Source organism: Kordia sp. (genome assembly GCF_965283645.1).
Classification (GTDB): Bacteria; Bacteroidota; Bacteroidia; order Flavobacteriales; family Flavobacteriaceae; genus Kordia.
Genome location: NZ_CBDIPG010000001.1, coordinates 940,960 through 964,208, shown reverse-complemented (window position 1 = coordinate 964,208; position 23,249 = coordinate 940,960). Strand labels below are relative to the sequence as shown.

The window sequence follows — 23,249 nt, the reverse complement described above, 5'->3', positions numbered from 1 at the left end:
AATAGTTTTAAGAGGTTAATAAATAAATAATTCCAATTAAGACACCAAGTGAAAGCGGAATTGCTAATACAAAAGCTACAATCAATTTGAATTTATCCAAACGTTGTTGTTTTTTAATTTTTTCACGAATCGCTTCCAACTGTGCTTCTGTAGCTTTCGGAAATTCCTCTTTAATTCCTTCGTCTTTGTAATACTGAATGTTCTTATCAAAAGTTCTTTTAGCACGTCTTTTTTTCGTTCGTTCTAAATCGCCATGTACAAAAAAACCTGCTCCTGACCCCATAATCTTCTTCTTTTCAATGAAACATATATAATATCTGTATTAAAAAAAATGAAAACGTTACAAAGAAAAATATTACTAATGTTTAGTAGAATTTAGCTGATTACTAATAAAATACTTAAAATTTCTAGTTTTAAATGTAATTAACTTAAATTAGTTGAGTCTGTGAAGTACACCTAAAAATGAGTGAACAATTAATTCCTAAAATACTTAAAAGTAGACTCCTTTTCTTTTGGATTTCAAGTTTTATGCTTGCGTCTATTTTGTATTATATCTTATGGTTGCTAGTACCGTATCATCATGTATTCGGAGCATTATATCGCATGTTTCTCTACCATCACGCATTTCCGTTACAGTACATAATGATTCCTTGTTTTTTCTACGGAATTCTAGCAACACTACTCACAAATAGCTTTCGAAATAAAAACACAATTAGACGTATATTCTTAACGATTATAATTTGTGTGCTAACCACTTTACTAAGTTCTCCTTTTGGTGGAATGTTATGGCATTTTCATGATATGCAAGCTGGATATTTTCCTGAAAATTGGATGTCTATACTAATAGAAAAAGGATTTTTATGGGGAATTGAAATTGGATGGTTCATCATACTATTATCAATACCTTACAATATAATTTGCGCTGTAGGTTGTTATTTTTTAACGAAAAAAGGAGTGGAGTTGTATAGTGAAACGAAAATTGATACTATGGTATAAAAGTAAAACTTACTTACTTTTTTTTACACGTTTTAACTCTAATAAATTCAATGCATTAATGCCCAAGCCTTCAACATTTTTTTGTGTAAATCGCACAACTTGATCGTAATACAGAGGAACTAATGGCGCTTCCGAAATCAACAAAGAATCCATTTTTGTATACAATTTGGCACGTTTGGTAGCTTCCGTTTCTTGCAACGCAGTTTCATACCATTCATCAAACTGTGGATGTTTAAAATGTGTATAATTTGGACCATTTGGCGTGAAATTTTTACTATAAAAAAGTGATAAATAATTTTCAGCATCTGGATAATCGGCAATCCAACTTGCTCTAAAAATTGGCAACTCTCCTTTCGATCGCAATTCACGCAACGTAGACGCGGGAATCACATTTACACTAGCTTTAATTCCTATCTTTTCAAGCTCTCGCTGAATGTACTCACAGAAATTTAAATACTGTCCGTTTGTCGTAATAGCAACTTCTGGCGACGTATTTCCAGTTTCCTCAACATACTGATTCACTAAACGTTGCGCAAGCTCGGGTTGATAATCAAATCCTTTAATATTGGCAAAACCAGGCAATCCTTTTGGAATAAAACCATGAATGGCTGGCGTTCCAATTCCGCTACGCAAATATGTGATCATTTTTTGACGATCAAAACTATAATTCATTGCTTTTCGTAACAAATGATGACTGGAAACGTTGGTGCTATCGCCAATAAAAATCCCTAAATACTCAGTATTCAAATACGGTCCAGAAATCATATTAATAGTTTCAGAATAGGTTTCTCGTAACTGACCAGAAGCATCCAAAATTTCATCTTGATATGATGGATCAAGCGAATTTAAAAAATCTATATTTCCTTGTGCAAACTGTAAAAATTCACTCTGTTTATCTGGTAAAAAAGTAATGGCAACTGCTTCCAAATAGGGCAAGTTGTTTCCGGTAGTATCTTTCTCAAAATAAGTAGGATTTCGGCGCAAAACTAATTTTGTGTTTTCTTCCCAAATCTTAAATTGAAAAGGGCCAGTTCCTATCGGATTCGCTCTAAAATCATTCCCATAATGTTCCACAATCTCTTTCGGCACTACCGAACAATATTTCATCGTTAGCAGACTTAAAAAAGCAGGAAAAGGTTGTGTAAGCGTAATTGTGAATAATTCGTTATTCAAGGCTTTAAAACTAGCTACACTTTTAAAAATCCAGCGTCCACTAGAAGCTACTTTATCATCTAAAATACGATTAAAACTATATTCAAAATCAAATGCATTGACGGTTCGTGTACTATCTTTTCCAAACAACTCATGGTTGTGAAATTGCACATCATTTCGCAGTACAAAAGTATAAGTCATTGCATCATCAGAAATTTTCCAAGACTTTGCAATAGAAGGAATTACATTTAAATCATTGTCCATTTCAACCAAACCATTAAACAGTTGATGAACCGCCCAAATATTTCGTTGATCTTTCGCAAAAGCAGGATCTAAGGAAGTAATATTTGCATGCTCATTATAGCGAAAAACCAAGTGATCTCTGTTGTCAGTATTGTTTTGTTGACACGAAAAAGAAATCAACAACAAACAACCGATTGATATAGAACTTATTACCAATTTAAAATGTTGTATTGTTAATTTTATCATATGCTGAATTAATTGTAAATTTGCGGGCTTTTACCTTCAAGAATTACGAATCGTAGTCCAAAATTTAAAGGTTTAAAAGTACATAAATAATACCAGTTGTCAATTGATAAATGGTATACTAATACAAATCGCTACCGTTTTGGTAGAAAAGTACAGGAATGAACGATAGAAAAAAAGTCGCTTTTTATACGCTAGGTTGCAAACTGAATTTTTCAGAAACGTCTACAATTGCCCGAAACTTTCAAGAGGAAGGTTTTGAAAAGGTAGATTTTTCAGAACATGCAGATATGTATGTTATTAATACCTGTAGCGTAACAGAAAATGCTGATAAACGCTTCAAAACTATTGTAAAACAAGCACAAAAAGTAAATCCTGATGCGTTTGTGGCGGCAGTTGGTTGCTATGCACAGCTAAAACCAGAAGAATTAGCGGCTGTTGATGGTGTGGATTTAGTGCTTGGCGCGACAGAAAAATTTAAGATTACAGATTATATAAATGATCTTACCAAAAATGATTTTGGCGAAGTACATTCATGTGAAATTGAAGAGGCTGATTTTTATGTGGGAAGCTATGCTGTTGGCGATCGTACGCGTGCATTCTTAAAAGTACAAGATGGTTGCGATTACAAATGTACGTACTGTACAATTCCGTTGGCAAGAGGAATTTCTCGAAGTGATACATTGAAAAATGTATTAAAAAACGCGAAAGAAATCTCAGAGAAAAACATCAAAGAAATTGTATTAACAGGTGTAAATATTGGCGATTACGGAAAAGGTGAATTTGGAAACAAAAAACACGAACATACATTCTTAGAATTGGTTCAAGAGTTAGACAAAGTTGAAGGTATTAAACGATTACGCATCTCTTCAATTGAGCCAAACCTGTTGAAAAACGAAACTATTGAGTTTGTATCAAAAAGTAACACATTTGTTCCGCATTTTCACATTCCATTACAAAGTGGAAGCAATACGTTATTGCGTTTAATGCGTCGTCGTTACATGCGCGAATTGTATGTAGATCGTGTGACGAAAATTAAAGAAGTAATGCCTGATGCGTGTATTGGTGTGGATGTAATTGTCGGATTTCCTGGTGAAACGGACGAATTGTTTTTAGAAACCTATAACTTCTTAACGGAATTGAATATTTCGTACTTACACGTATTTACCTATTCGGAACGTGAAAATACAGTTGCTGCCGAAATGGAAGGTGTTGTACCGCAAAGCGTGCGTAAAAAGCGTAGTAAAATGTTACGCGGATTATCTGTAAAAAAGCGTAGAGCATTCTATGAAAGTCAACTAGGGAATACAAAAACAGTATTGTTTGAAGGTGAAAACAAAGAAGGCTACATTCACGGATTTACCGAAAATTATGTAAAAGTAAAAGCTCCTTGGAATCCTGAATTGGTCAATACACTACATGAAGTTACGCTCACAAAAATTGACGATGATGGGATGGTTCGTTTTGACTTTGTAAAGGAAACAGTTGCTTCAAGCTAACTAGTTATATTTCATAATATGCTATTTTGAATGTGTTACATTAAAATGTTTCATCGGAGTATCTTGAACGTGGTCGAAAGATTGGTATGATTCGTGTAAATATCATAATGTATCTATCAATAATTACAAATAGATACTTATATTTAACTTTAAATCAAAACGCATGAAAACAACATTACTTTCTATATTAGTCTTAACTTTAATAAGTTGTGATGCAACTACGAAAGAATTCATCGGAAGTTCTTGGGTTGTAAGCGAATTGACAGATAATGACACAAAATTTTCAGTGACAAATGATGTCATTCTTACCATAAAAAGTGCAACAGAATTCACATTAAAACTTGATAAAAATAATTGTTTCGGAACCTATTCGATTGTTGGAAATGGAAACATTCAACTGAGCAACTTAGGATGTACAGAAATGTGTTGCGATTCAGAATTCTCAATGGCTGTAACAAGAGCACTCTATAAGGTTTCAAAAATTAAATTCGACAAAGAATATGCTACCTTATCGGGTGATACTGTAAAAATTAAATTTAAAAAATATGAAATGGTAGCAACTAAAGTAGGCATGGAAAATAATGATAAAATATTTGTCAAGGAAAAAAAAGTGCCAACGAAAGAAACTACAGATATTGTTTTAATCACGACGCCTATCGACAATCAAGGAACTACAGCGAGTGTACCAAAAGGCGAATCAATAACGTTATATAAATCTCCATGCAAAGGAAACTGTGAAGAATTCACAATGATCATGTATGCGGACGGAACAGTTTATTACACGGGAAGATTCAATGCAGCAGTGCAAGGAAAACATGTGGTAAAATTGACAGCAGATAAATCTGCATCAATATTCAAGCAATTTGAAGAGGCGAACTTCATGAATTTTCAAGACAAATATGATGATGAACGCATTATGGACATTCAAAATACAGACTTAACATATAAAGGGAAAAAAATAAACATTCGTTACCAACCAAATGCTCCAGAATCACTAAAAGAATTATTAGCAAAAGTTGAAGAAAGAGCAATAGAAGTTTTAAAGTATTTGAAAAAAAAGTAACATAACTTTAAAAAATATGCTACAAAAAAAGGGAACTTTATCAGTTCCCTTTTTTTTAGTTTTAATTTAATCAGATTCGAACGCCTACGGGCAGTAAATCTTTATATTCTTTATGTTTTCGTAAAAAACTAGCAATTCTTGGACTAGTTGGTACAACGCGTAAGTTGCGATCCTGAATGCTGTCGAGTACAGTTCTAATAAATGCATTCTTAAATTCTAGCGTATCTAACTCTTCTGGAACAATTAATTTTGTTAAAAATATTTTACGTTCTTGGAGTGAATACTCAATTTTTGCAATTCCGTTATCAGTCTTGTGTTCGAATTGTCTTAAAAATTCATTGTCGTTGATAACAATCTCATTATCCATAGCAGTTTAATTTAAATTAATCTTTAAATGGTGTTTTAGAAGAAAAAATCTTGGGTTAAGTTGCAAAGATACTAAATTTAGAGTAGATTTCCGAGTTTTTAGTACTACTATCTGTATGAAACCTAATAAAATACCCGTGTATTTCATGCCAGGAATGGCCGCAAACCCTTCAATATTTAAGCATATTCAGCTACCTGAAGAAGAATATGAAATGTATTTTTTAGAATGGTTTGTACCTGAAAAAGAAGAAACCATAGAAGCGTATGCATTGCGCATGACACAAAAAATAAAACACGATAATAGCATTTTAATTGGTGTTTCTTTTGGAGGAATATTAGTGCAAGAAATGGCGCGTCACATCAACATTCGTAAGCTTATTGTGGTTTCAAGTGTAAAAACGATGTTCGAATTACCAAGAAGAATAAAATTTGCTAAAAAAACTAAAATCTACAAACTCTTACCAACAAGTTTAGTCAATAATATTGATATGATTCGGAAGTATGCTTTTGGCGATTTAGCAACGAAACGATTGGACTTATACGAGCAATACTTGTCTGTTCGCGATAAATACTATTTAGATTGGTCAATTGAGCAAATTGTCAATTGGGAACAAGTAGAAGCGTTGCCAAACACAATACATATTCACGGTGAAAATGATGGTGTATTCCCTAAGCAATATCTATCCAACTATATTGAAGTAAAAGGTGGAACACACATAATGATCATCAATAAATACAAATGGTTCAACGAAAACCTTCCAAGATTAATTAAAGAATAACTTTTCACAATATAGCTTCGAATGAAATGAAATAATTCTGTGTCGAGAAGTACTTGTAAAACAAGTATGAATACAAATTAAATTACATGTTTGTAATATACCATAAAGCTGTAAAGTGCGTCATTCTAAGCCTTGTGCTGAACTTGATTCAGTATCAATTCAGAATCTCCTGTCTCTGTAACACGCTGATTTTTTGAATTAGTGAAGCAAAATAAATCCAGCGTGACGCAGTAATTATTTTACAAAAAGCGGAAATAAAATATTTTTAATGAATTAAAATAAATTTCAACGATAGGCACTCGATTCAAAATCAGTTTCCTATTTTTGTAATCACTACCCAATCATTTTTTACAATTCGCCAAAAAATACTTAACTTAAAGTCGATTAAGAAAATATTTAAAAAAACTCATATGCGTAAAATTAAAAATGGATTTGCCTTTTTAGGATTAATTTTCCTCGGAATATTATTAATGAATGCTGTACAACAGGAGCAAGTGGCAGTAATGACAGAAGAAACAGCATCGGAAAATCAATCAGTAGCTACTGATACGAATGATTACAATGTATATGCATTAGATGTTCCAGAAACCTTAAATTTTGCAGGCGAAGAAGTTCCATTGCACTTGCCAGACATCAAAGAACGTATGGATCGTGAATTGTTAGTAAACACGTATTGGCAGTCAAACGGTTTATTACTATTCAAACGTGCAAACAAATATTTCCCAATCATAGAGCCAATCTTAAAAGAATATGGTGTTCCAGACGATTTTAAATACCTAGCTGTCATTGAAAGTGGATTGCAAAACGTAACTTCTCCAGCAGGAGCAAGAGGTTTTTGGCAAATAATGAAAGCTACTGGAAGAGAAAACGGAATGGAAATCAATTCCAATGTAGACGAACGTTTTCATTTAGAAAAAGCAACACATGTGGCATGTAAATACTTATTAGCATCTAAAAAGAAATTTGGAAACTGGACATCAGCGGCGGCGGCGTACAATGCAGGAAATGGAGGAGTAAACAGACGTTTAACAGAGCAACAAGTAGATTCGTATTATGATTTATTACTAGGAGAAGAAACTGGTCGTTACATCTTTAGAGTGATTGCGCTAAAAGAAATCTTTACCAATGCTAAAAAATACGGTTTCAACTTTAATGCCAAGCATTTATACACATACATTCCAACGTATAAAGTGGAAGTAGACACAGCAGTTACGAATTTTGCAAGCTTTGCAAAAAAGTTTGACATTAACTACAAAATCTTAAAAATTCACAATCCGTGGTTGCGTGAAAACAAATTGAACAATAAATCACGAAAAAAATATAAAATTGCAATTCCTGAAGATGGGTATTATGCGAAGTAAACTATTAAAATTTGTAGTTAATAATTCATAACACATAAATTAATGTCTAAGCAATTAACGTCAAAGAAATGTATTCATAAGTCGGGTATATTTAGCAAACTAAGTGGTTTAGATATATTGAAACAACAAAATTTTAAGTGTATTAATGAATCTGTGGGTGGAGATGCTCCAAAAGATGTAATAAGAGTTTATGAGTATAAAAAATGTCTAAAAGTAAATCCAAAAAAATGGATTAAATATATTGCTAAAATTGGCCATAAATGGTATCCTAATGAAAGCATTACTGAACAATTTATGACAGAAATTGGTACATGTTTTGGCATAAATATTGCAAATTCTAGATTGGTTTATGTCGAAAATTATATTCGTTTTTTAAGTGAACATTTTCATAATGAGGAACAATCATTAGAGCATGGTGCTAACATTTTGTCTAGATATTTAAATGAAACTAATACTGAGTGGATTGATGATATGGACAAAGATCGTTCTTTGAAAAGTTATATTAATATTGATGATATAACTAGAGCAATAAAAGAGGTTTTTAAAAAAGATCATCAGACCATACTAGATAGTTTTTTTCACATGTTATTATTTGATGCCTTAAGTGGAAATAATGATAGACATTATTATAATTGGGGAGTTATAACCCATATAAAAAATAAACATAACCCTAAATTTTCCCCCATTTATGATTCTGCGCGAGGATTATATTGGAATAAGTCAGATGAGAAAATGTTAGATTTATATTCTGAACTGAAACTAGGGAACAATAAATCTCTAAATAAATACGTTAAAAATTCGTCGCCAAAGATAAGCATACCAAATAATAAATCTTGTAATCACTTTGATTTGGTGGATTATTTAATAAAAAATAATTATATTAGTAACAATCACAAAGAAATATGGACTAATGAAGAAAGTCTTGATAAGGCAATTTTAATATTAAATACTAAATTTCAAAATTTCTTTTTAAAAGAAAGAAGAGAGATTATAGAGAAGATATTAAAAATAAGATTTGAAAAATTATCACAACTTTTAGATTCCGTTAAATGAAAAAAATAATAAAAAATATATTTAAAATAAATTCATCAAAAAAATCTGATGAAGAATATGGATTTGTACCTAATACAAATCCAACTATTCTTGTATCATACCAATCTCAAGAAATGGGATATTTGACATATGAAAAAGAGAAGTGGTTTTTTGAATATACTCCTTCATTTAAGTCACAAAATGATTTACAACCACTTTTTGAATTTCCAGATGTTAATAAAAAATATGAAAATGATCGTTTATGGCCTTTTTTCTTAAGCCGTATTCCATCTGAGAAACAGCCTGTAGTAGAAACCTATATCAAGAAGAACCCAAAACACAAAGGGAATTTAATTGAATTGTTAAAAGAATTTGGAAGTCATTCTGTAAATAACCCTTACACACTTGATACTTTAATATAAAATATTATAGTTATTTTAAAAAAACAAAAAGGCTGTTTAGAAATTTCTGAACAGCTTTTTTTAATACTCAAAGCTAATTGTCTAAACTACCAGTTTTTCAAGTGAGAAAAACAATTTGCACCTAAACACCGTAGAGATACAAAAACCCAACAGCCAAAATTGCTTCTTACATATAATTTTCGTTCTTTTGAGTAATGCCTTCTCGGTAACACAATATTTTTATTTAAAAATTCTTGAACACAAAGAACAACATACTTCAAACCATTCATCACTTGCGTACTTCTGGGCAATTTGTTTTATATACAAACAAACCAAAAGTAAGTGATAAAGAATTGAATGATTTAGGCGATTTTTTAGAGCAAGAATATGAAAATGAAGCCCTAAACTATCCGTTTGAAGTACCAAAGTTTAACAGAGAAGCCGCAATTTGGGGCGGAAAAATGATCTACTTTGGCGCACAATTCTTAGCACATAGACACGAAGAACCAAAAGATCTCAATCAATATTTTGAAGCATTAAAAGATGAAATAACGGCAAACAGTTGCCTTTCGGCAGATTTGTCGTTACGTTTTTTGCCATTTATTATCAAAGAATTGGAAGCAATTGACTTTGAAGATTGGTTGGTGAAAATCTTAAAAATACGTTTGCAAAAATTTCCATATACAACTATTGGACACAGTTTTGATTTAGAAATTGATCAAGAACAACTTGCAAAACTCTTTCAAAACGAATGCTTCAAAACACTCTTTATTGATCGAGTCATTGAAAAAAAAGACATCAGTCTCACAGAACATACAATCATTCACGAAAATATCGCAATTCATCTTGGAGAACACAAAAATCACTTTTGGAGAGCGTTAACTTCTGAAGTTTAACACATTATGAACGAAACAAAAAAACTACGTACGATACTTGAAGAAATCAAAAATATATTCGTCGGAAAAGATGAAGTAATTGATTTGCTTGGAATTGGATTATTGGCAAGAGAAAATGTATTTCTTTTAGGACCGCCAGGAACAGCAAAAAGTGCCATCGTAAAACAATTATCAAGTCATGTAATTGGCGGAATTAACTTTGATTATCTATTAACACGATTCACGGAGCCAAATGAAATATTTGGTCCATTAGACATTCGTTTGCTAAAAGAAGGAGAATTAAAAACGAATACGGACGGAATGCTGCCAGAAGCTTCGTTGGTCTTTTTAGATGAAATTTTCAATGCGAATTCGGCTATTTTGAATAGTTTATTAATGGCGTTAAACGAAAAAATATTTCGTCGCGGAAAAGAAACAAAAAAATTACCGGCATTAATGTTCATAAGTGCCAGTAACTTATTACCAGAAGATGAAGCGTTGGCGGCGTTACTAGATCGTTTCCTAATTCGATTAAAAGTAGACAACGTAAAACCCGATCTTTTAGAAGAAGTATTGCATGCTGGTTGGAAACTTGAACGAAATGAAGAAATAGAACGTACGCTCATTTCACCAGACGAAATCAAAGAGCTACAATATCAAGTAAAAGAAGTTGATTTATCGGCAATCAGAAGTTCATACATCGAACTAATTCACAGTTTACGAAATACTGGAATAGAAGTATCGGATAGGCGAGCGGTAAAAATGCAAAACTTAGTGGCGGCAAGCGCTATGTTGTGCGACAGAACAGAAGCAATTCTTTCTGATTTATGGGTCTTAAAATATATTTGGAACACGGAAGAACAAATAGAAACCTTGCAAGGAACGGTAAATGCGTTAATTGAAAAGGAAGAAACGACAGAACGTTCACATCCGCAAGCGTTTTTCAACAAAGCGCCAAATCCAGAAGAATTGATGAGTGAAGTTTCCAACTTAAAACTAAAACTATCAAGTGAAGGTTTGTCGTTGCAAGAGTTAAATGTGATCAAAGACAAACTTCGCTACTTGCAAAATCGTACCGATTGGATCAAAGACCAACAAAAAAAGCAATACATAAACAATGAAATAGATCAGTTGTGGAAAGAAATCTTGCACAAGGCGTAACGGAATATTGGTTGCGATTGCCTTCAAAATACAAAGAAAAACTTTCACAAATTCGCGTGTGGAATACATTACGCATGGCTACTGATGAAGACGATATTTGGGTTCGAGGAATCTCTCCAAATCAACTCAATAGTCCAGAAATACGAAGCATTCCATTCAAAAAAATATACTTTCAACAAGACAATGCATTATTTCTCCTTGGCGGAAATTTACCCGAAGAACGACTCAAAACATCATTGCTTTGGTCGCCAATCAACAACGCATTATCTGTAGAAATGCCAAACTATAATTTCAATTATTTTGGTGTAAACGAAACGATAGATTTCAAATTGATTGCTTCAAGCGTAGAGCGAGCATCGAAAGCAATAGTAGTTGATTTTGAAGTATTAGAAACGTACATCCAAAAAGCTCCAGCCATCCGATTACAATCCATTCAATGGACAATTGTCAACAACAAAGCACTTCTCATAGGAATTCCATTATTGCCCATTCCTGGGAAAAGTTATTGGCAACAGCAACACTTTCTAATTCCAACAGGATCCGATTTTGAACATCCAGAATTAAGCAATTTCTATCATAAAAATATACAAACAGAACACAGTCAATATGTTGTTTTTCAGCAAGATAGTACATATTATAAAATAACAGCAGAGCAATTAAAACCATTGACAATTAGCGGATTCCGATTATCACAATAACATGAGCATTACGCAACAAAAAGCTATATACTATTTTCAATCCTATACAGACTATTTCTGGCAATGGGAAATTGATTATATATTTGATAAAAATGTTATTGAAAATGTATCTGACTATCGTGGCGGCATCAACTGTATCAGTGTTCCTGATGGAATTACGATTGCGTACAAAGAACAAATTGAAGAAATACTCAAAGCAATTTCTGCTAATGATTTACCTCCTTTTGGTGCGTTAATTTTAGCTTTCTTGGCAACAAATTCTGGAGAAGTTTCAAAGACAATTGATGAACAATTTAAAAAGATTCAAAAAACATTTGAAGACGATTTATTGTTTAAAAATGTATATTTTGAAGAAGCACAATGTTTTTTAGAAACGTTAATCTCACTTCCAAAACAATATAAAAAGAATAAAAACAGAATTGACTTATTCATCTTCTTATTTCAAGAAGTTAAACATGGTTTGTCCAACAAATATGGAGAAGCAATTGTAACCTGTATCCAAAATAAAGCGTTTGAATTGAACCAATGTGGCAGGCAAACCGAAATTACAATGTCTGCACTAAGCAAAGATTTTAATTCGTTAGCGTTGTTACATGAACGCTATCCAACGGTAAATGCTTTGTTAAAAGCTTGGGGAAAAATGGTACCTGTCGAAATTGCCCCAGAAGATGCCGAAATTGAAACCATAAGTGACAGTCCAGACTTGATTCAACAATTGATTGATGACCCAAAAACGTTCTTTATGGGGAATTTAATCAAACGAATTTGGTCAGGAATTCAACTGCCAATGCATTATGTGCATCCAGGAGAAATGCCGCTCGGAGGAATCTCAGACATCACAAATAAAGGAAAGTTTGATAATTTGCTGATTTCAGAATTCGCAAATGATGATTTAATCTTTTTACACAGAATCGCCAATAAAGAAGCACTTTTTATTCGTCGTGAAACAACGCCAGAAGAAGATTTGCGCACACGAATTTTTCTAATTGATACAACTATAAAAAATTGGGGAACACCCAAAATACTATCGTTTGCAACTGCTTTTGCCTTCATTCATCATCCAAAAAATGAAATGAACTTTCAGCCGTATGCAATTGGCGAAAACTATATACAACTTGCGTTTGAAGAAAAGATAGATATTATTGAAGGTTTACAAATAACGTCTCCTTTATTAGATGCGTCAAGCGCGATACTACAATTTATTGACGAATGTGAAGAAGAAAACATAGAAATTACCTTATTTACCTCTCCAAAAACCTTGCAACATGCAACCATGCAACATGTTTTTAATGTACATCATGATAAATTTGGCGGAATTATTACGGCTGATACAGAAGGAAATATTGACGTATACAAACTTAAAAATAGCGCAAAACGATTGGTAAAACACATTCAATTGCCATTACAAGAATTATGGGCAAAACCACCAAGTTCGCGACGAAAAAGACAAAATACATCTCAAAAAGAAGCACCAATTATTGAATATCCACTATTGTATGGATATCCAAACGGGTATTTAACACACTTTTTCACAGCTGATACCGGATATGTGTTGCAGAAACGAGGCGCTTTGTATAGAATGAACGATCACGACAGAGGATTTAATCTTGTCAGAACAGATGTTCGTTTTGTAACAGGTATGAAAAAACCATTAATAGCAACAATACGTAACGATGAATTTATAATCGTTTCTTGTAATTCTTCCAACAAAATTATTGTAAAAGGAGAATTTCATTCGCATACATTTACAGGCGATTATAGTAAACAAAGTAACGCTTCGGTTAAAAACTTACTAGTGCATGAAAACGAATTATATCTCATCACAAAAAAATATTACAGCGCCGATCCTGTTTTTCTAAAAATAGATACAAAGCATACGTTTATTGACGAAATTACGCAACCTTCTAATGAACTCAAAGAACATTATAAAAGGTGTATTGATAACTATTTTGCATATTTTCCAGGTTCTATATTTACAAAAATAAGATCGATTACAATTACTAAAAGTTTAGAATTTGTCTTTAATAACTTGCATAAATTACACATTTCGGATGATTATTTTTTATTTCAATTAGATCGAAAAGAAGAAGGAAATGCGGCAGTTGCAACATATATTAGTAAAACAGAATTTAGGTTTAGTAACGGAAGTAAAATTGCGATAGATAAAAAAGGAATTTTAGCATTTTTAAGCCCAAATCCAGAAATAGAAACCTTTTATTTATCTTCTTACATCGAAATAACATTGGCAATGGCAACCAAAACCGAATTTGCAGGGAATGAATATTTCTTGCCAGAAGATTCAAATTTAAAAGTTAGCAGTGTAAAAGATTTCAAGCGTAAATATATTGATCCATTTATCGTAAATATCATAAATTCATGAAGTTAGCGTTGCAATTTATCGATCACAATCCGTATCCACGTTGCGGAATTTTCATCAAGCACGCGTCGCCAAAAGTATGGTTGCAGGAAGTGAAACGCATGAAACTTCAATTGTCCGACTGTACAGCGTACGCATGTCCAAGTATGGAAGCAAATGGTATTTCGGGTGTGTTACTAATTCTAAAAACAGCTCAGAAAAATATAGATATAGGAAACAACATAACTATACAAAAAGTACACGAAAATTTCTTTATTCCTGAAAACACAGCGTTGAATATGGCGTTGACAGATGAAGAATTTACAAAATTGGTAAATGGAAGTCCACATTTTTTTCATCATGAATTTGGCATGATTGAACTCAATGAAGTATTAAATTGGGCAACAATTATACAAAATCCACAAGAACAATTTCCAACAATTGAAACACCCGCAAAAGGTGTCAAAATTCCAACACAAGTTGCCTCTTTCAGTATTGAAATAGAAGAAGTGGAAGAAGTGGAAGCGTTGGAAAATCCATTTGGTTCAGAGGAAGTAGACCCTAAAGATTTGCCTTTTGATATGAAAAAAGTATTGGAAGGAAACAATGCTGAGGTTGCAAAATATTTAAATTACTTAGATAAAAATCCTGATGCGGCGCTCAAAATGGCGATTCCGTTAGACATGATGGGAACTTCAAGAGGAAAAGCATTTGCGAAATACAAATTTAAAAGCGGCTTTTTTGAATCGTTAGGTTTTGGAAAAACTGATGGTAAAGTAATAAATTACCTAAAAATAGTATTCGCAGTTTTGGCAATTGTAGTGCTTTTTTGGATCGGGTATGAAGCATTAAATGCTGTAAAAGAGACCAGATATAAAAAAGAAGTCGTTAATCCGTATGAAGATATTGAACCAACACCAGATACAGAAACCACGTATACAAAAGATGAAGATACGGATACAGATGTTGATCTGTCGGACACAAGACAGCGTGAAGAACAACTTGAACCAACACCGGAAAGCAGCATTATTCAAACCATTTTGGCTATTATTGCTATTTTAGCTTTGCTATTATTCATTCGATATTTACTACTGTATGGAAAACAAAAAGAGCAGAAAAAACCGCTAGAAAAAAAGCATTCTTGGTTAGATTTACCTGATGAAAGTGAATTATTTGACATTCATGATGATGAAAGTGAAGATAAAAATCAACGAAAAAGTGCTTTTTATTTCGGTGGAAATGAAATAAGTGCCAAAAACAAGATATTCCTAACAATCATAATTATAGGATTATTAGTGTATCTTTTCTACCCAATATTAAATAAAGATGGATTTCCTGGAACTTTTGGTGTCATAGCGGCATTTATCGTACTAAGGATGTTATATACATTATTAAATAGAAACAAAAAATTTGACCAAGACGATGCATAAAGAAAGTAGATTTGAAGGCAAACTCTTATATTTCATCATCGTATTGTTGATGTTAAAATTGCTTTACATCATTTTTGATACACTTCTGAATGGTGATTTTGGTGGTTTTCTGTTAGCACTTTTTATCATAATTATTATATTTTTAGGTGTAGGATTGTTCATTGCTTCCATGTTTAAATCGTCAGGAGAATCTAGTGGAAATGGTGGTGGAACAACCGTTGGAGACGATCAGTTTCAAAAACTAATGGATCGGTATGAAAAGTTATGTGATGGTTTTATTGAGAAAAAACAATTCAAAAAAGCCGCCTATATTCAACTCAAACTACTTCGAAATCCATACAGAGCCGCGTATATTTTTGAAGAAGCAAACTTGCACAGTGATGCGGCATTAATTTATCTAAAAAAATGCAACGACAAGCAAAATGCCGCAGAATGTTATGAAAAAGCACGTTCGTACAAAAAAGCGATCAAACTTTATAAAGAACTAGACGCGCATGAATCGGTTGGTGATATTTATACCAAAATAAAAGATACTAAAAATGCACATCATCATTATAAAATTGTGGTTGATGATTATGCCAAGAATGATCAGTATGTAAAAGCGTCGTTGATTTATCGTAAAAAAATGGACGACAAAGTTGCTGCAAGTCAACTACTCGTAAAAGGTTGGCGCGAAAACAAAGATGCTGTCAATTGTTTAAACAATCACTTTGTACATTTTGAAAGTAAAAAAGAACTTCAAAGTGAAATCAATCATTTTTACAAATATGAAGTGCAAGAAGCAAACAATCTTAACTTCTTAAACGTATTAAAAACGGAGTTTAAAAAACCGGTAGCTCCAAAAGAAGACATTCAAAGTATTGCGTATGAGTTGATTTCAAACAATAACAAAAACTCAGAAATCTTATCCAACTTGCATCATTTTGTAGAAGAAGATTCACAAATTGTGCCTGATGTTATTCGCCATCGTGCTAAAAAATAGTATTGAGATTTTAGTATAGTGTATTGCGATAGTAAATCTTTATGGAACAAATAGAAATAAAAAAAGCGACTCTATTACAAGTCGCTTTCGCAATATATTTTCTTTTTCACTTTACGAAATTATCTTCTTCGCATTTGCTGACGGTTTCCATAATGCTGTTTAGGAGCGTTTGAAGCGCGTTTCATCTGCTGTTCCATCATCTTTATTTGCTCAGACATCATTCCGCGTTTATCAAGCGTCTTAGCTTCCTTCATCAAGCTCTTCGCTTCTTGCTTTCTATTTTTCTGAGAAGCAATTCCCGCTAAGGTCATTTTTACCATTGCCATATCATGATCCATACTCAGTCCTAACTTTTCTGCTTTGCGCAAATGTTTTTCGGCTTGAGTCAAATTATTTTGGGAAGCCATAATACCATGTAAATAGTAATAATATCCTTGTTGTTTTTTTGTAAGTGCAGTTTCTGGATTTTTAATTTTAGAAAGCAAACGTTTTGTACCTTCAAAATCTTGTTTACGAAGTTTTAAAAAAGATAATAAAATAAACTCATTCTTAAAGTAGAGCAATACAAAGATTGCCGCTAGCAGAATCAAGAAAATTCCGTTACCAATATAGTCATCATAAATTTGGTAAATTGCGAATGCTAAAATTGCGGCAGCTATAATTAATTTAATATTTTTGTTGAACATAAAACGGTATATATTTATAGAGGTTGCAAATGTATAAAAAACAATCGTAAATATTTTTTAAAATCTGTTTGTGAAAGTAAAAACTCTTTGTATATTTGCGCCGCACTTTTAGAAACAATCTCTCGTGCACATACAATTATTTTAGAAGAGAAATTAAAGAAATTATATAATGAAAAGAACATTTCAACCATCGAAAAGAAAAAGAAGAAACAAGCACGGCTTCAGAGAAAGAATGGCTTCTGTAAACGGTAGAAAAGTGCTAGCTCGTAGAAGAGCGAAAGGAAGAAAAAAAGTTTCTGTGTCATCTGAATTGAGACATAAGAAGTAATGATATATAATCATATAAATTAAGGTGTTGTTTTTTTTAAGCAACACCTTTTTTTATACTTGAACATTTTTTTATTTTTAGCAACACAACACACAACTATTCAAAATGCCAAAAAGAAAAGACTTAAATTCAATTTTACTTATTGGGTCAGGCCCAATTGTAATTGGTCAAGCCTGTGAATTTGACTACGCAGGATCACAATCACTTCGTTCATTACGAGAAGATGGAATCGAAACAATTCTCATCAACTCAAATCCCGCAACAATCATGACCGATCCTTCTATGGCGGATCATGTATACTTAAAACCTTTAACTACAAAATCAATCATTGAAATCTTAAAAGAGCATCCACAAATTGATGCAGTTTTACCAACTATGGGTGGACAAACTGCTTTGAATTTATGTATTGAAGCTGATGAAAAAGGAATTTGGAAAGACTTCGATGTAAAACTAATTGGAGTTGATATTGAAGCGATTAATATTACGGAAGATCGTGAAAAATTTAGAGAACTCATGCTTGAAATTGGTGTTGGAATGGCGCCACAAGCAACTGCAACATCGTTCTTAAAAGGAAAAGAAATTGCACAAGAATTTGGTTTCCCGTTAGTTATTAGAGCATCGTACACACTTGGTGGCGCAGGAGCTTCTATTGTATACGATCCAAAAGATTTTGACGAATTATTACGTCGTGGACTGGAAATTTCTCCAATTCATGAGGTAATGATTGACAAAGCAATGATGGGTTGGAAAGAATACGAATTAGAGTTACTTCGTGATAAAAATGACAATGTCGTAATTATCTGTTCAATCGAAAATATGGATCCCATGGGAATTCATACCGGAGATTCCATCACGGTTGCACCTGCCATGACATTATCAGATCGTACGTATCAGAAAATGCGTGATATGGCAATTCATATGATGCGTAGTATTGGTGACTTTGAAGGTGGTTGTAATGTGCAATTTGCTGTAAGTCCTGATGCGGAAGAAGAAATTATTGCAATTGAAATTAATCCGCGTGTATCACGTTCATCAGCATTAGCAAGTAAAGCAACAGGATATCCAATTGCAAAAATTGCTACCAAATTAGCTATCGGATACTCGTTAGATGAATTGGACAATCAAATTACAAAATCGACTTCAGCATTATTTGAGCCAACACTCGATTATGTAATTGTAAAAATACCACGTTGGAACTTTGACAAATTTGAAGGATCTGATCGTGAACTTGGACTGCAAATGAAGTCTGTTGGTGAAGTAATGGGAATTGGACGTTCGTTTCAAGAGGCCTTACACAAAGCAACGCAATCACTTGAAATAAAGCGTAATGGACTTGGTGCAGATGGAAAAGGATATAAAAATTATGAAACAATTTTAAGCAAGCTAAAACATGCTTCTTGGGATAGAGTATTTGTAATTTATGATGCCATTCAGATGGGAATTCCATTAAGTAGAATTCACGAAATCACTAAAATTGACATGTGGTTTTTACGTCAATATGAAGAATTACACCAGTTAGAAAAAGAAATTGCTTCACATAATAAAATTGATTCTATTTCGAAAGATTTACTGTTAGAAGCAAAACAAAAAGGATTTGCTGACCGACAAATAGCACACATGTTGGGTTGTTGGGAAAGTGAAGTGTACAAAAAACGTGAAGAATTAGGCGTAAAACGTGTGTACAAATTAGTAGATACTTGTGCGGCAGAATTCACGGCAAAAACACCGTATTACTATTCTACATTTGAAGCAGAAATAGAAACTGCTGACGGCAAACGTTATATTCACAATGAAAGTATTGTAACTGACAAGAAGAAAATTGTGGTGTTAGGTTCTGGACCAAACAGAATTGGGCAAGGAATTGAGTTCGATTACTGTTGTGTACACGGAGTTTTAGCCGCGGCTGAATGTGGATACGAAACAATTATGATTAATTGTAATCCAGAAACGGTTTCTACCGATTTTGATACGGCTGATAAATTATACTTCGAACCTGTTTTCTGGGAACACATTTACGATATCATTCAACACGAAAAACCAGAAGGTGTCATTGTACAACTAGGTGGACAAACCGCGTTGAAACTTGCTGAAAAGTTAGATCGTCACGGAATAAAAATATTAGGAACAACGTATCAATCGTTAGATTTAGCGGAAGATAGAGGAAGTTTCTCAACCTTATTAAAAGACAACAACATTCCATATCCAGAATTTGGAGTTGCAGAAAATGCAGATGAAGCCTTAGCGTTGGCAGATGAATTGGATTTCCCAATCTTGGTTCGTCCATCATATGTACTTGGAGGACAAGGAATGAAAATTGTGATTAATAAGCAAGAATTGGAAGAAACTGTAGTAGACTTATTGCGTAAAATTCCAAATAACAAACTCTTACTAGATCATTATTTAGATGGCGCTATAGAAGCTGAAGCAGATGCAATTTGTGATGGTGAAAATGTATACATCATCGGAATCATGGAGCATATTGAACCTTGCGGAATTCACTCAGGAGATTCAAACGCAACGTTGCCACCATTCAACTTAGGTGAGTTTGTGATGCAACAAATTAAAGATCACACAAAAAAGATTGCTTTGGCATTAAATACAGTTGGGTTGATCAATATTCAGTTCGCTATCAAGGATGATATGGTGTACATTATTGAAGCCAATCCTAGAGCATCTCGTACCGTTCCTTTTATCGCGAAAGCATACAAAGAACCGTATGTAAACTTTGCAACGAAAGTGATGTTAGGAGAGAAGAAAGTAACGGATTTCGATTTCAATCCACAATTAGAAGGATATGCCATTAAGCAACCTGTGTTCTCTTTCAATAAATTCCCGAATGTAAACAAGCGTTTAGGGCCAGAAATGAAAAGTACAGGAGAAAGCATCTTATTTATTGATAGCTTAAAAGATGACGATTTCTACAACTTATATTCACGTAGAAAAATGTATTTGAGTAAATAAACTCTTTGCATGGTAACTGTTATATCGAATCTAGTCGATATGTAATAAAAAAGCAAATACAGTTGAAAATGCTTCCATGAGCCATACGGTTTTTGGAAGCATTTTTTTTGTTTTGCATGGTCATTGTTGAGAAGTTAAGAATCTATTTTTGTCACGAATTCACGAATTATTTTTTTTCTTTACGGAAAACCATAACTTGATTTGATAATTATTGTAGTAATTTGTAGAAAAAAGTCGTCAAAATGATAAGATGACTAAAAACTGTTAAAACCAATAACGTATGAATTATTACATTGAACCACTAAAAAGAACTTTTGATTTTACAGGTAAATCAACTGTAAAACAATTTTGGATGTTTTTCCTTATTGAAAATATAATTGTATTTATTTTAGGAATTTTGAGTGTCAAATTGGGTATTGATAATTTAGGCGACATCTATTTGATATTAACGCTTCTTCCTTTTATAGCTTTAGGTTTTAGAAGACTTAACGATGCAGGATACAATCGCTGGTTATTTTTAGTTCCACTTGTCAATATTATTCTAGCTTGTATTCACAAAAAGGAAACTTCATTAGAGTAAATCAACTCAATAGCGATAACAAAAGCTTCCTAAAGTCTTACGATTGCAGGAAGCATTTCTAATTATTGTACCAATCTATTTAATTTCAGTGCAAACTGTCAGTTGAATGCAGTAGAGAACAAACTGGAGCAATCTCAGATTTTTTTCAGAATATAATTACTATAAGCAACTCTTTACGGAAAAGTAGATTGCATACGTATAATCTTTGTTCTACTTTTATAGAAAATAATAAGCAGTTTTAATAGAATTACACATTATTTTTTATGTATTCATGATAACATAATAGGTAGAAAAGGACAAAATGAATGATAGTTATAAAGTTGGCGATTTAATTTATGATGCAAATATCTATGATGGAATGAACACCAATCTAGCCGATTTGGAGTTTTACAAACGGTGGCTTCCAAAAAATAAAGATGCTCGTATACTAGAGCTTTGTTGTGGTACAGGCAGATTGACACTTCCAATCGCAAAAGATGGATATGATATTACTGGCGTAGATTTTACACCTTCAATGCTTGAACAGGCAACAGCAAAAGCTTCCAAAGAAGGATTAGAAATTGAATTTATAGAAGCAGATATTAGAACTTTGCACTTGCCAGAAAAATACGATCTTATCTTTATTCCATTTAACTCAATTCATCATTTATATAAAAATAAAGATTTATTTAAGGCGTTTACCGTGGTTAAAAATCATCTCAAAAAAGGAGGTTTATTTCTGTTAGATTGCTTCAATCCGAATATTCAATACATTGTTGAAGCTGAAAAAGATCATACGCAAATTGCCGAATATACCACCAACGATGGAAGAGAAGTATTGATAAAACAGCAAATGTGCTATGAAAATAAAACTCAGATTAATCGTATAGAATGGCATTATTACATTAATGGTGAATTTAATTCAATTCAAAACTTGGATATGAGATTGTTTTTTCCACAGGAACTAGATTCTTACCTTACATGGAATGATTTTAATATCATTCATAAATTTGGAAGTTTTAACGAAGAAGCATTTACTGACACTTCGGAAAAACAGATATTTGTTTGTCAGTAAGCTGTTTACATTGTTTCTGTTATTGTGATTCTATGTACATATAAATACAATTTTGTCTTCTAAATAAACTTCTTTGTAGTATGGTAATCCAATTCAAATGAACAGTTAATTTGAGCAGTTAAGTCAAACTTGAGCGTATCATTTGCGTTATTTTTTGTTCGTACTGATTCAAATATTCTATGAAATTGAAGTAAAATGTACGTTATTTTAAGATTCGTTTGTTAGGATCTAAAATTCGTTTTTCAACGAGATTTATCTCACGGAAGTGAACTTATTTCATTATTTTTAAACAAATATTTAGAAATACCGTTTATGAGTATACAATATAAATCTGCAGAAGAATCTAGAATTACAATTTCCGAATTGATGCTTCCGTCACATTCTAATTTTAGTGGAAAAATTCATGGAGGCTATATTCTTTCATTGTTAGATCAGATTGCGTTTGCCTGCGCTTCTAAACACTCGAGAGCGTATTGTGTAACGGCTTCCGTAGATACTGTTGATTTTTTGAATCCGATTGATGTTGGCGAATTGGTTACGATGCGTGCTTCTATTAATTATGTTGGAAAAACGTCGATGGTTGTAGGCATTCGCGTGGAAGCAGAAAATATTCAAACTGGCGCTGTAAAACATTGCAACTCTTCTTACTTTACAATGGTAGCACGTGATGACGATGGAAAAGGTATTGAAGTTGATGGCTTAATTTTAGACGATATTACAGCCATTAAGCGGTTTCTGAAAGCATTGAAACGTATTGAAATGAAGCGTAAACGACGAGAAGAGTTTGATCATGAAGATTTTACACTCGAAAAGTATATTAAAGATTTAGAAAAGTATAAAGTGAAAATTACGTGTACGGAAAGGCTTTAGGTTTGATTTTTGGGTCACTTTGCTTTCGGGTTTTATGTGTTGGTTGAAAAATACTTTTACATTTAGAATTTTGTCGATTTGTTCTTTTGTGAGTTTATGGATTCTAAACATTTATACCAAAACCTCAATATTC

At 32.7% G+C, this 23,249-nt stretch carries 22 protein-coding genes; 18 read left to right on the top strand and 4 right to left on the bottom strand.

Annotation, left to right across the window (positions count from 1 at the left end):
* Window positions 1-7: 7 nt before the first annotated feature.
* Entirely contained in the window at window positions 8-283 is a 276-nt protein-coding gene (locus tag ACQ654_RS03990; protein WP_430409021.1) for a hypothetical protein, read from the bottom strand.
* Window positions 284-462: 179 nt separating this feature from the next.
* On the opposite strand from ACQ654_RS03990, the gene ACQ654_RS03985 reads away from it, so the two are divergent.
* Entirely contained in the window at window positions 463-996 is a 534-nt protein-coding gene (locus ACQ654_RS03985; protein WP_430409020.1) for a hypothetical protein, read from the top strand.
* Between the two features lie 9 nt (window positions 997-1,005).
* Here ACQ654_RS03985 and ACQ654_RS03980 read toward each other — a convergent pair whose 3' ends face one another.
* Entirely contained in the window at window positions 1,006-2,637 is a 1,632-nt protein-coding gene (locus tag ACQ654_RS03980) for an ABC transporter substrate-binding protein (RefSeq protein WP_430409019.1), read from the bottom strand.
* A gap of 158 nt (window positions 2,638-2,795) precedes the next feature.
* Between ACQ654_RS03980 and mtaB the strand changes: the two genes are divergently transcribed.
* Both mtaB and ACQ654_RS03970 read left to right on the top strand, forming a co-directional pair.
* Window positions 2,796-4,133: a tRNA (N(6)-L-threonylcarbamoyladenosine(37)-C(2))-methylthiotransferase MtaB gene (gene mtaB, locus ACQ654_RS03975; RefSeq protein ID WP_430409018.1), complete on the top strand. Its 1,338-nt coding sequence runs from the start codon at window positions 2,796-2,798 to the stop codon at window positions 4,131-4,133.
* Window positions 4,134-4,296: 163 nt separating this feature from the next.
* Window positions 4,297-5,196, top strand: coding sequence for a DUF6438 domain-containing protein (locus tag ACQ654_RS03970; RefSeq protein WP_430409017.1), 900 nt, complete (start codon window positions 4,297-4,299; stop codon window positions 5,194-5,196).
* A 70-nt stretch (window positions 5,197-5,266) separates the two neighbouring features.
* Here the strand turns inward: ACQ654_RS03970 and ACQ654_RS03965 are convergent, their stop codons facing one another.
* On the bottom strand, window positions 5,267-5,563 hold the full coding sequence (locus ACQ654_RS03965) for a GNAT family N-acetyltransferase (protein ID WP_430409016.1): 297 nt from the start codon (window positions 5,561-5,563) through the stop codon (window positions 5,267-5,269).
* A gap of 115 nt (window positions 5,564-5,678) precedes the next feature.
* Between ACQ654_RS03965 and ACQ654_RS03960 the strand changes: the two genes are divergently transcribed.
* From ACQ654_RS03960 to ACQ654_RS03915, 10 genes are all read left to right on the top strand, one after another.
* Window positions 5,679-6,341 (top strand): alpha/beta fold hydrolase, encoded by a 663-nt coding sequence (locus ACQ654_RS03960; protein WP_430409015.1) that lies wholly within the window; start codon window positions 5,679-5,681, stop codon window positions 6,339-6,341.
* A gap of 410 nt (window positions 6,342-6,751) precedes the next feature.
* The gene (locus ACQ654_RS03955; protein ID WP_430409014.1) at window positions 6,752-7,702 is read left to right on the top strand and encodes a lytic transglycosylase domain-containing protein; all 951 of its coding nucleotides are present in this window, start codon (window positions 6,752-6,754) and stop codon (window positions 7,700-7,702) included.
* A 42-nt stretch (window positions 7,703-7,744) separates the two neighbouring features.
* On the top strand, window positions 7,745-8,755 hold the full coding sequence (locus ACQ654_RS03950; protein WP_430409013.1) for a HipA domain-containing protein: 1,011 nt from the start codon (window positions 7,745-7,747) through the stop codon (window positions 8,753-8,755).
* Complete coding sequence (locus tag ACQ654_RS03945) at window positions 8,752-9,156, top strand: HipA N-terminal domain-containing protein (RefSeq protein ID WP_430409012.1); 405 nt, start codon at window positions 8,752-8,754, stop codon at window positions 9,154-9,156. Before ACQ654_RS03950 ends, ACQ654_RS03945 begins: the two co-directional genes overlap by 4 nt.
* A gap of 233 nt (window positions 9,157-9,389) precedes the next feature.
* Entirely contained in the window at window positions 9,390-10,031 is a 642-nt protein-coding gene (locus ACQ654_RS03940) for a hypothetical protein (protein ID WP_430409011.1), read from the top strand.
* 6 nt (window positions 10,032-10,037) lie between these two features.
* On the top strand, window positions 10,038-11,171 hold the full coding sequence (locus ACQ654_RS03935; protein ID WP_430409010.1) for an AAA family ATPase: 1,134 nt from the start codon (window positions 10,038-10,040) through the stop codon (window positions 11,169-11,171).
* Complete coding sequence (locus ACQ654_RS03930; RefSeq protein WP_430409009.1) at window positions 11,144-11,869, top strand: hypothetical protein; 726 nt, start codon at window positions 11,144-11,146, stop codon at window positions 11,867-11,869. The genes ACQ654_RS03935 and ACQ654_RS03930 overlap by 28 nt, the downstream gene beginning before the upstream one ends.
* A gap of 1 nt (window position 11,870) precedes the next feature.
* Window positions 11,871-14,249: a hypothetical protein gene (locus tag ACQ654_RS03925; protein WP_430409008.1), complete on the top strand. Its 2,379-nt coding sequence runs from the start codon at window positions 11,871-11,873 to the stop codon at window positions 14,247-14,249.
* Window positions 14,246-15,655, top strand: a complete 1,410-nt coding sequence (locus ACQ654_RS03920) for a hypothetical protein (RefSeq protein WP_430409007.1) — start codon at window positions 14,246-14,248, stop codon at window positions 15,653-15,655. The genes ACQ654_RS03925 and ACQ654_RS03920 overlap by 4 nt, the downstream gene beginning before the upstream one ends.
* Window positions 15,648-16,637, top strand: coding sequence for a tetratricopeptide repeat protein (locus ACQ654_RS03915; protein WP_430409006.1), 990 nt, complete (start codon window positions 15,648-15,650; stop codon window positions 16,635-16,637). The genes ACQ654_RS03920 and ACQ654_RS03915 overlap by 8 nt, the downstream gene beginning before the upstream one ends.
* A 119-nt stretch (window positions 16,638-16,756) precedes the next feature.
* Here the strand turns inward: ACQ654_RS03915 and ACQ654_RS03910 are convergent, their stop codons facing one another.
* The gene (locus tag ACQ654_RS03910; protein ID WP_430409005.1) at window positions 16,757-17,323 is read right to left on the bottom strand and encodes a DUF2892 domain-containing protein; all 567 of its coding nucleotides are present in this window, start codon (window positions 17,321-17,323) and stop codon (window positions 16,757-16,759) included.
* A 169-nt stretch (window positions 17,324-17,492) separates the two neighbouring features.
* Here ACQ654_RS03910 and rpmH point away from each other — a divergent pair, with 169 nt between their 5' ends.
* The 5 genes from rpmH to ACQ654_RS03885 all read left to right on the top strand — a co-directional run bounded on the left by rpmH (window position 17,493) and on the right by ACQ654_RS03885 (window position 23,116).
* Window positions 17,493-17,651, top strand: coding sequence for a 50S ribosomal protein L34 (gene rpmH, locus ACQ654_RS03905; RefSeq protein WP_082113443.1), 159 nt, complete (start codon window positions 17,493-17,495; stop codon window positions 17,649-17,651).
* 105 nt (window positions 17,652-17,756) lie between these two features.
* The gene (gene carB / locus ACQ654_RS03900) at window positions 17,757-20,612 is read left to right on the top strand and encodes a carbamoyl-phosphate synthase large subunit (RefSeq protein WP_430409004.1); all 2,856 of its coding nucleotides are present in this window, start codon (window positions 17,757-17,759) and stop codon (window positions 20,610-20,612) included.
* 280 nt (window positions 20,613-20,892) lie between these two features.
* On the top strand, window positions 20,893-21,192 hold the full coding sequence (locus ACQ654_RS03895) for a DUF805 domain-containing protein (protein WP_430409003.1): 300 nt from the start codon (window positions 20,893-20,895) through the stop codon (window positions 21,190-21,192).
* A 301-nt stretch (window positions 21,193-21,493) separates the two neighbouring features.
* Complete coding sequence (locus tag ACQ654_RS03890; RefSeq protein ID WP_430409002.1) at window positions 21,494-22,246, top strand: class I SAM-dependent methyltransferase; 753 nt, start codon at window positions 21,494-21,496, stop codon at window positions 22,244-22,246.
* A gap of 312 nt (window positions 22,247-22,558) precedes the next feature.
* A complete protein-coding gene (locus ACQ654_RS03885; RefSeq protein WP_430409001.1) occupies window positions 22,559-23,116 on the top strand; it encodes an acyl-CoA thioesterase in 558 nt (185 codons plus the stop codon).
* Window positions 23,117-23,249 lie beyond the last annotated feature (133 nt).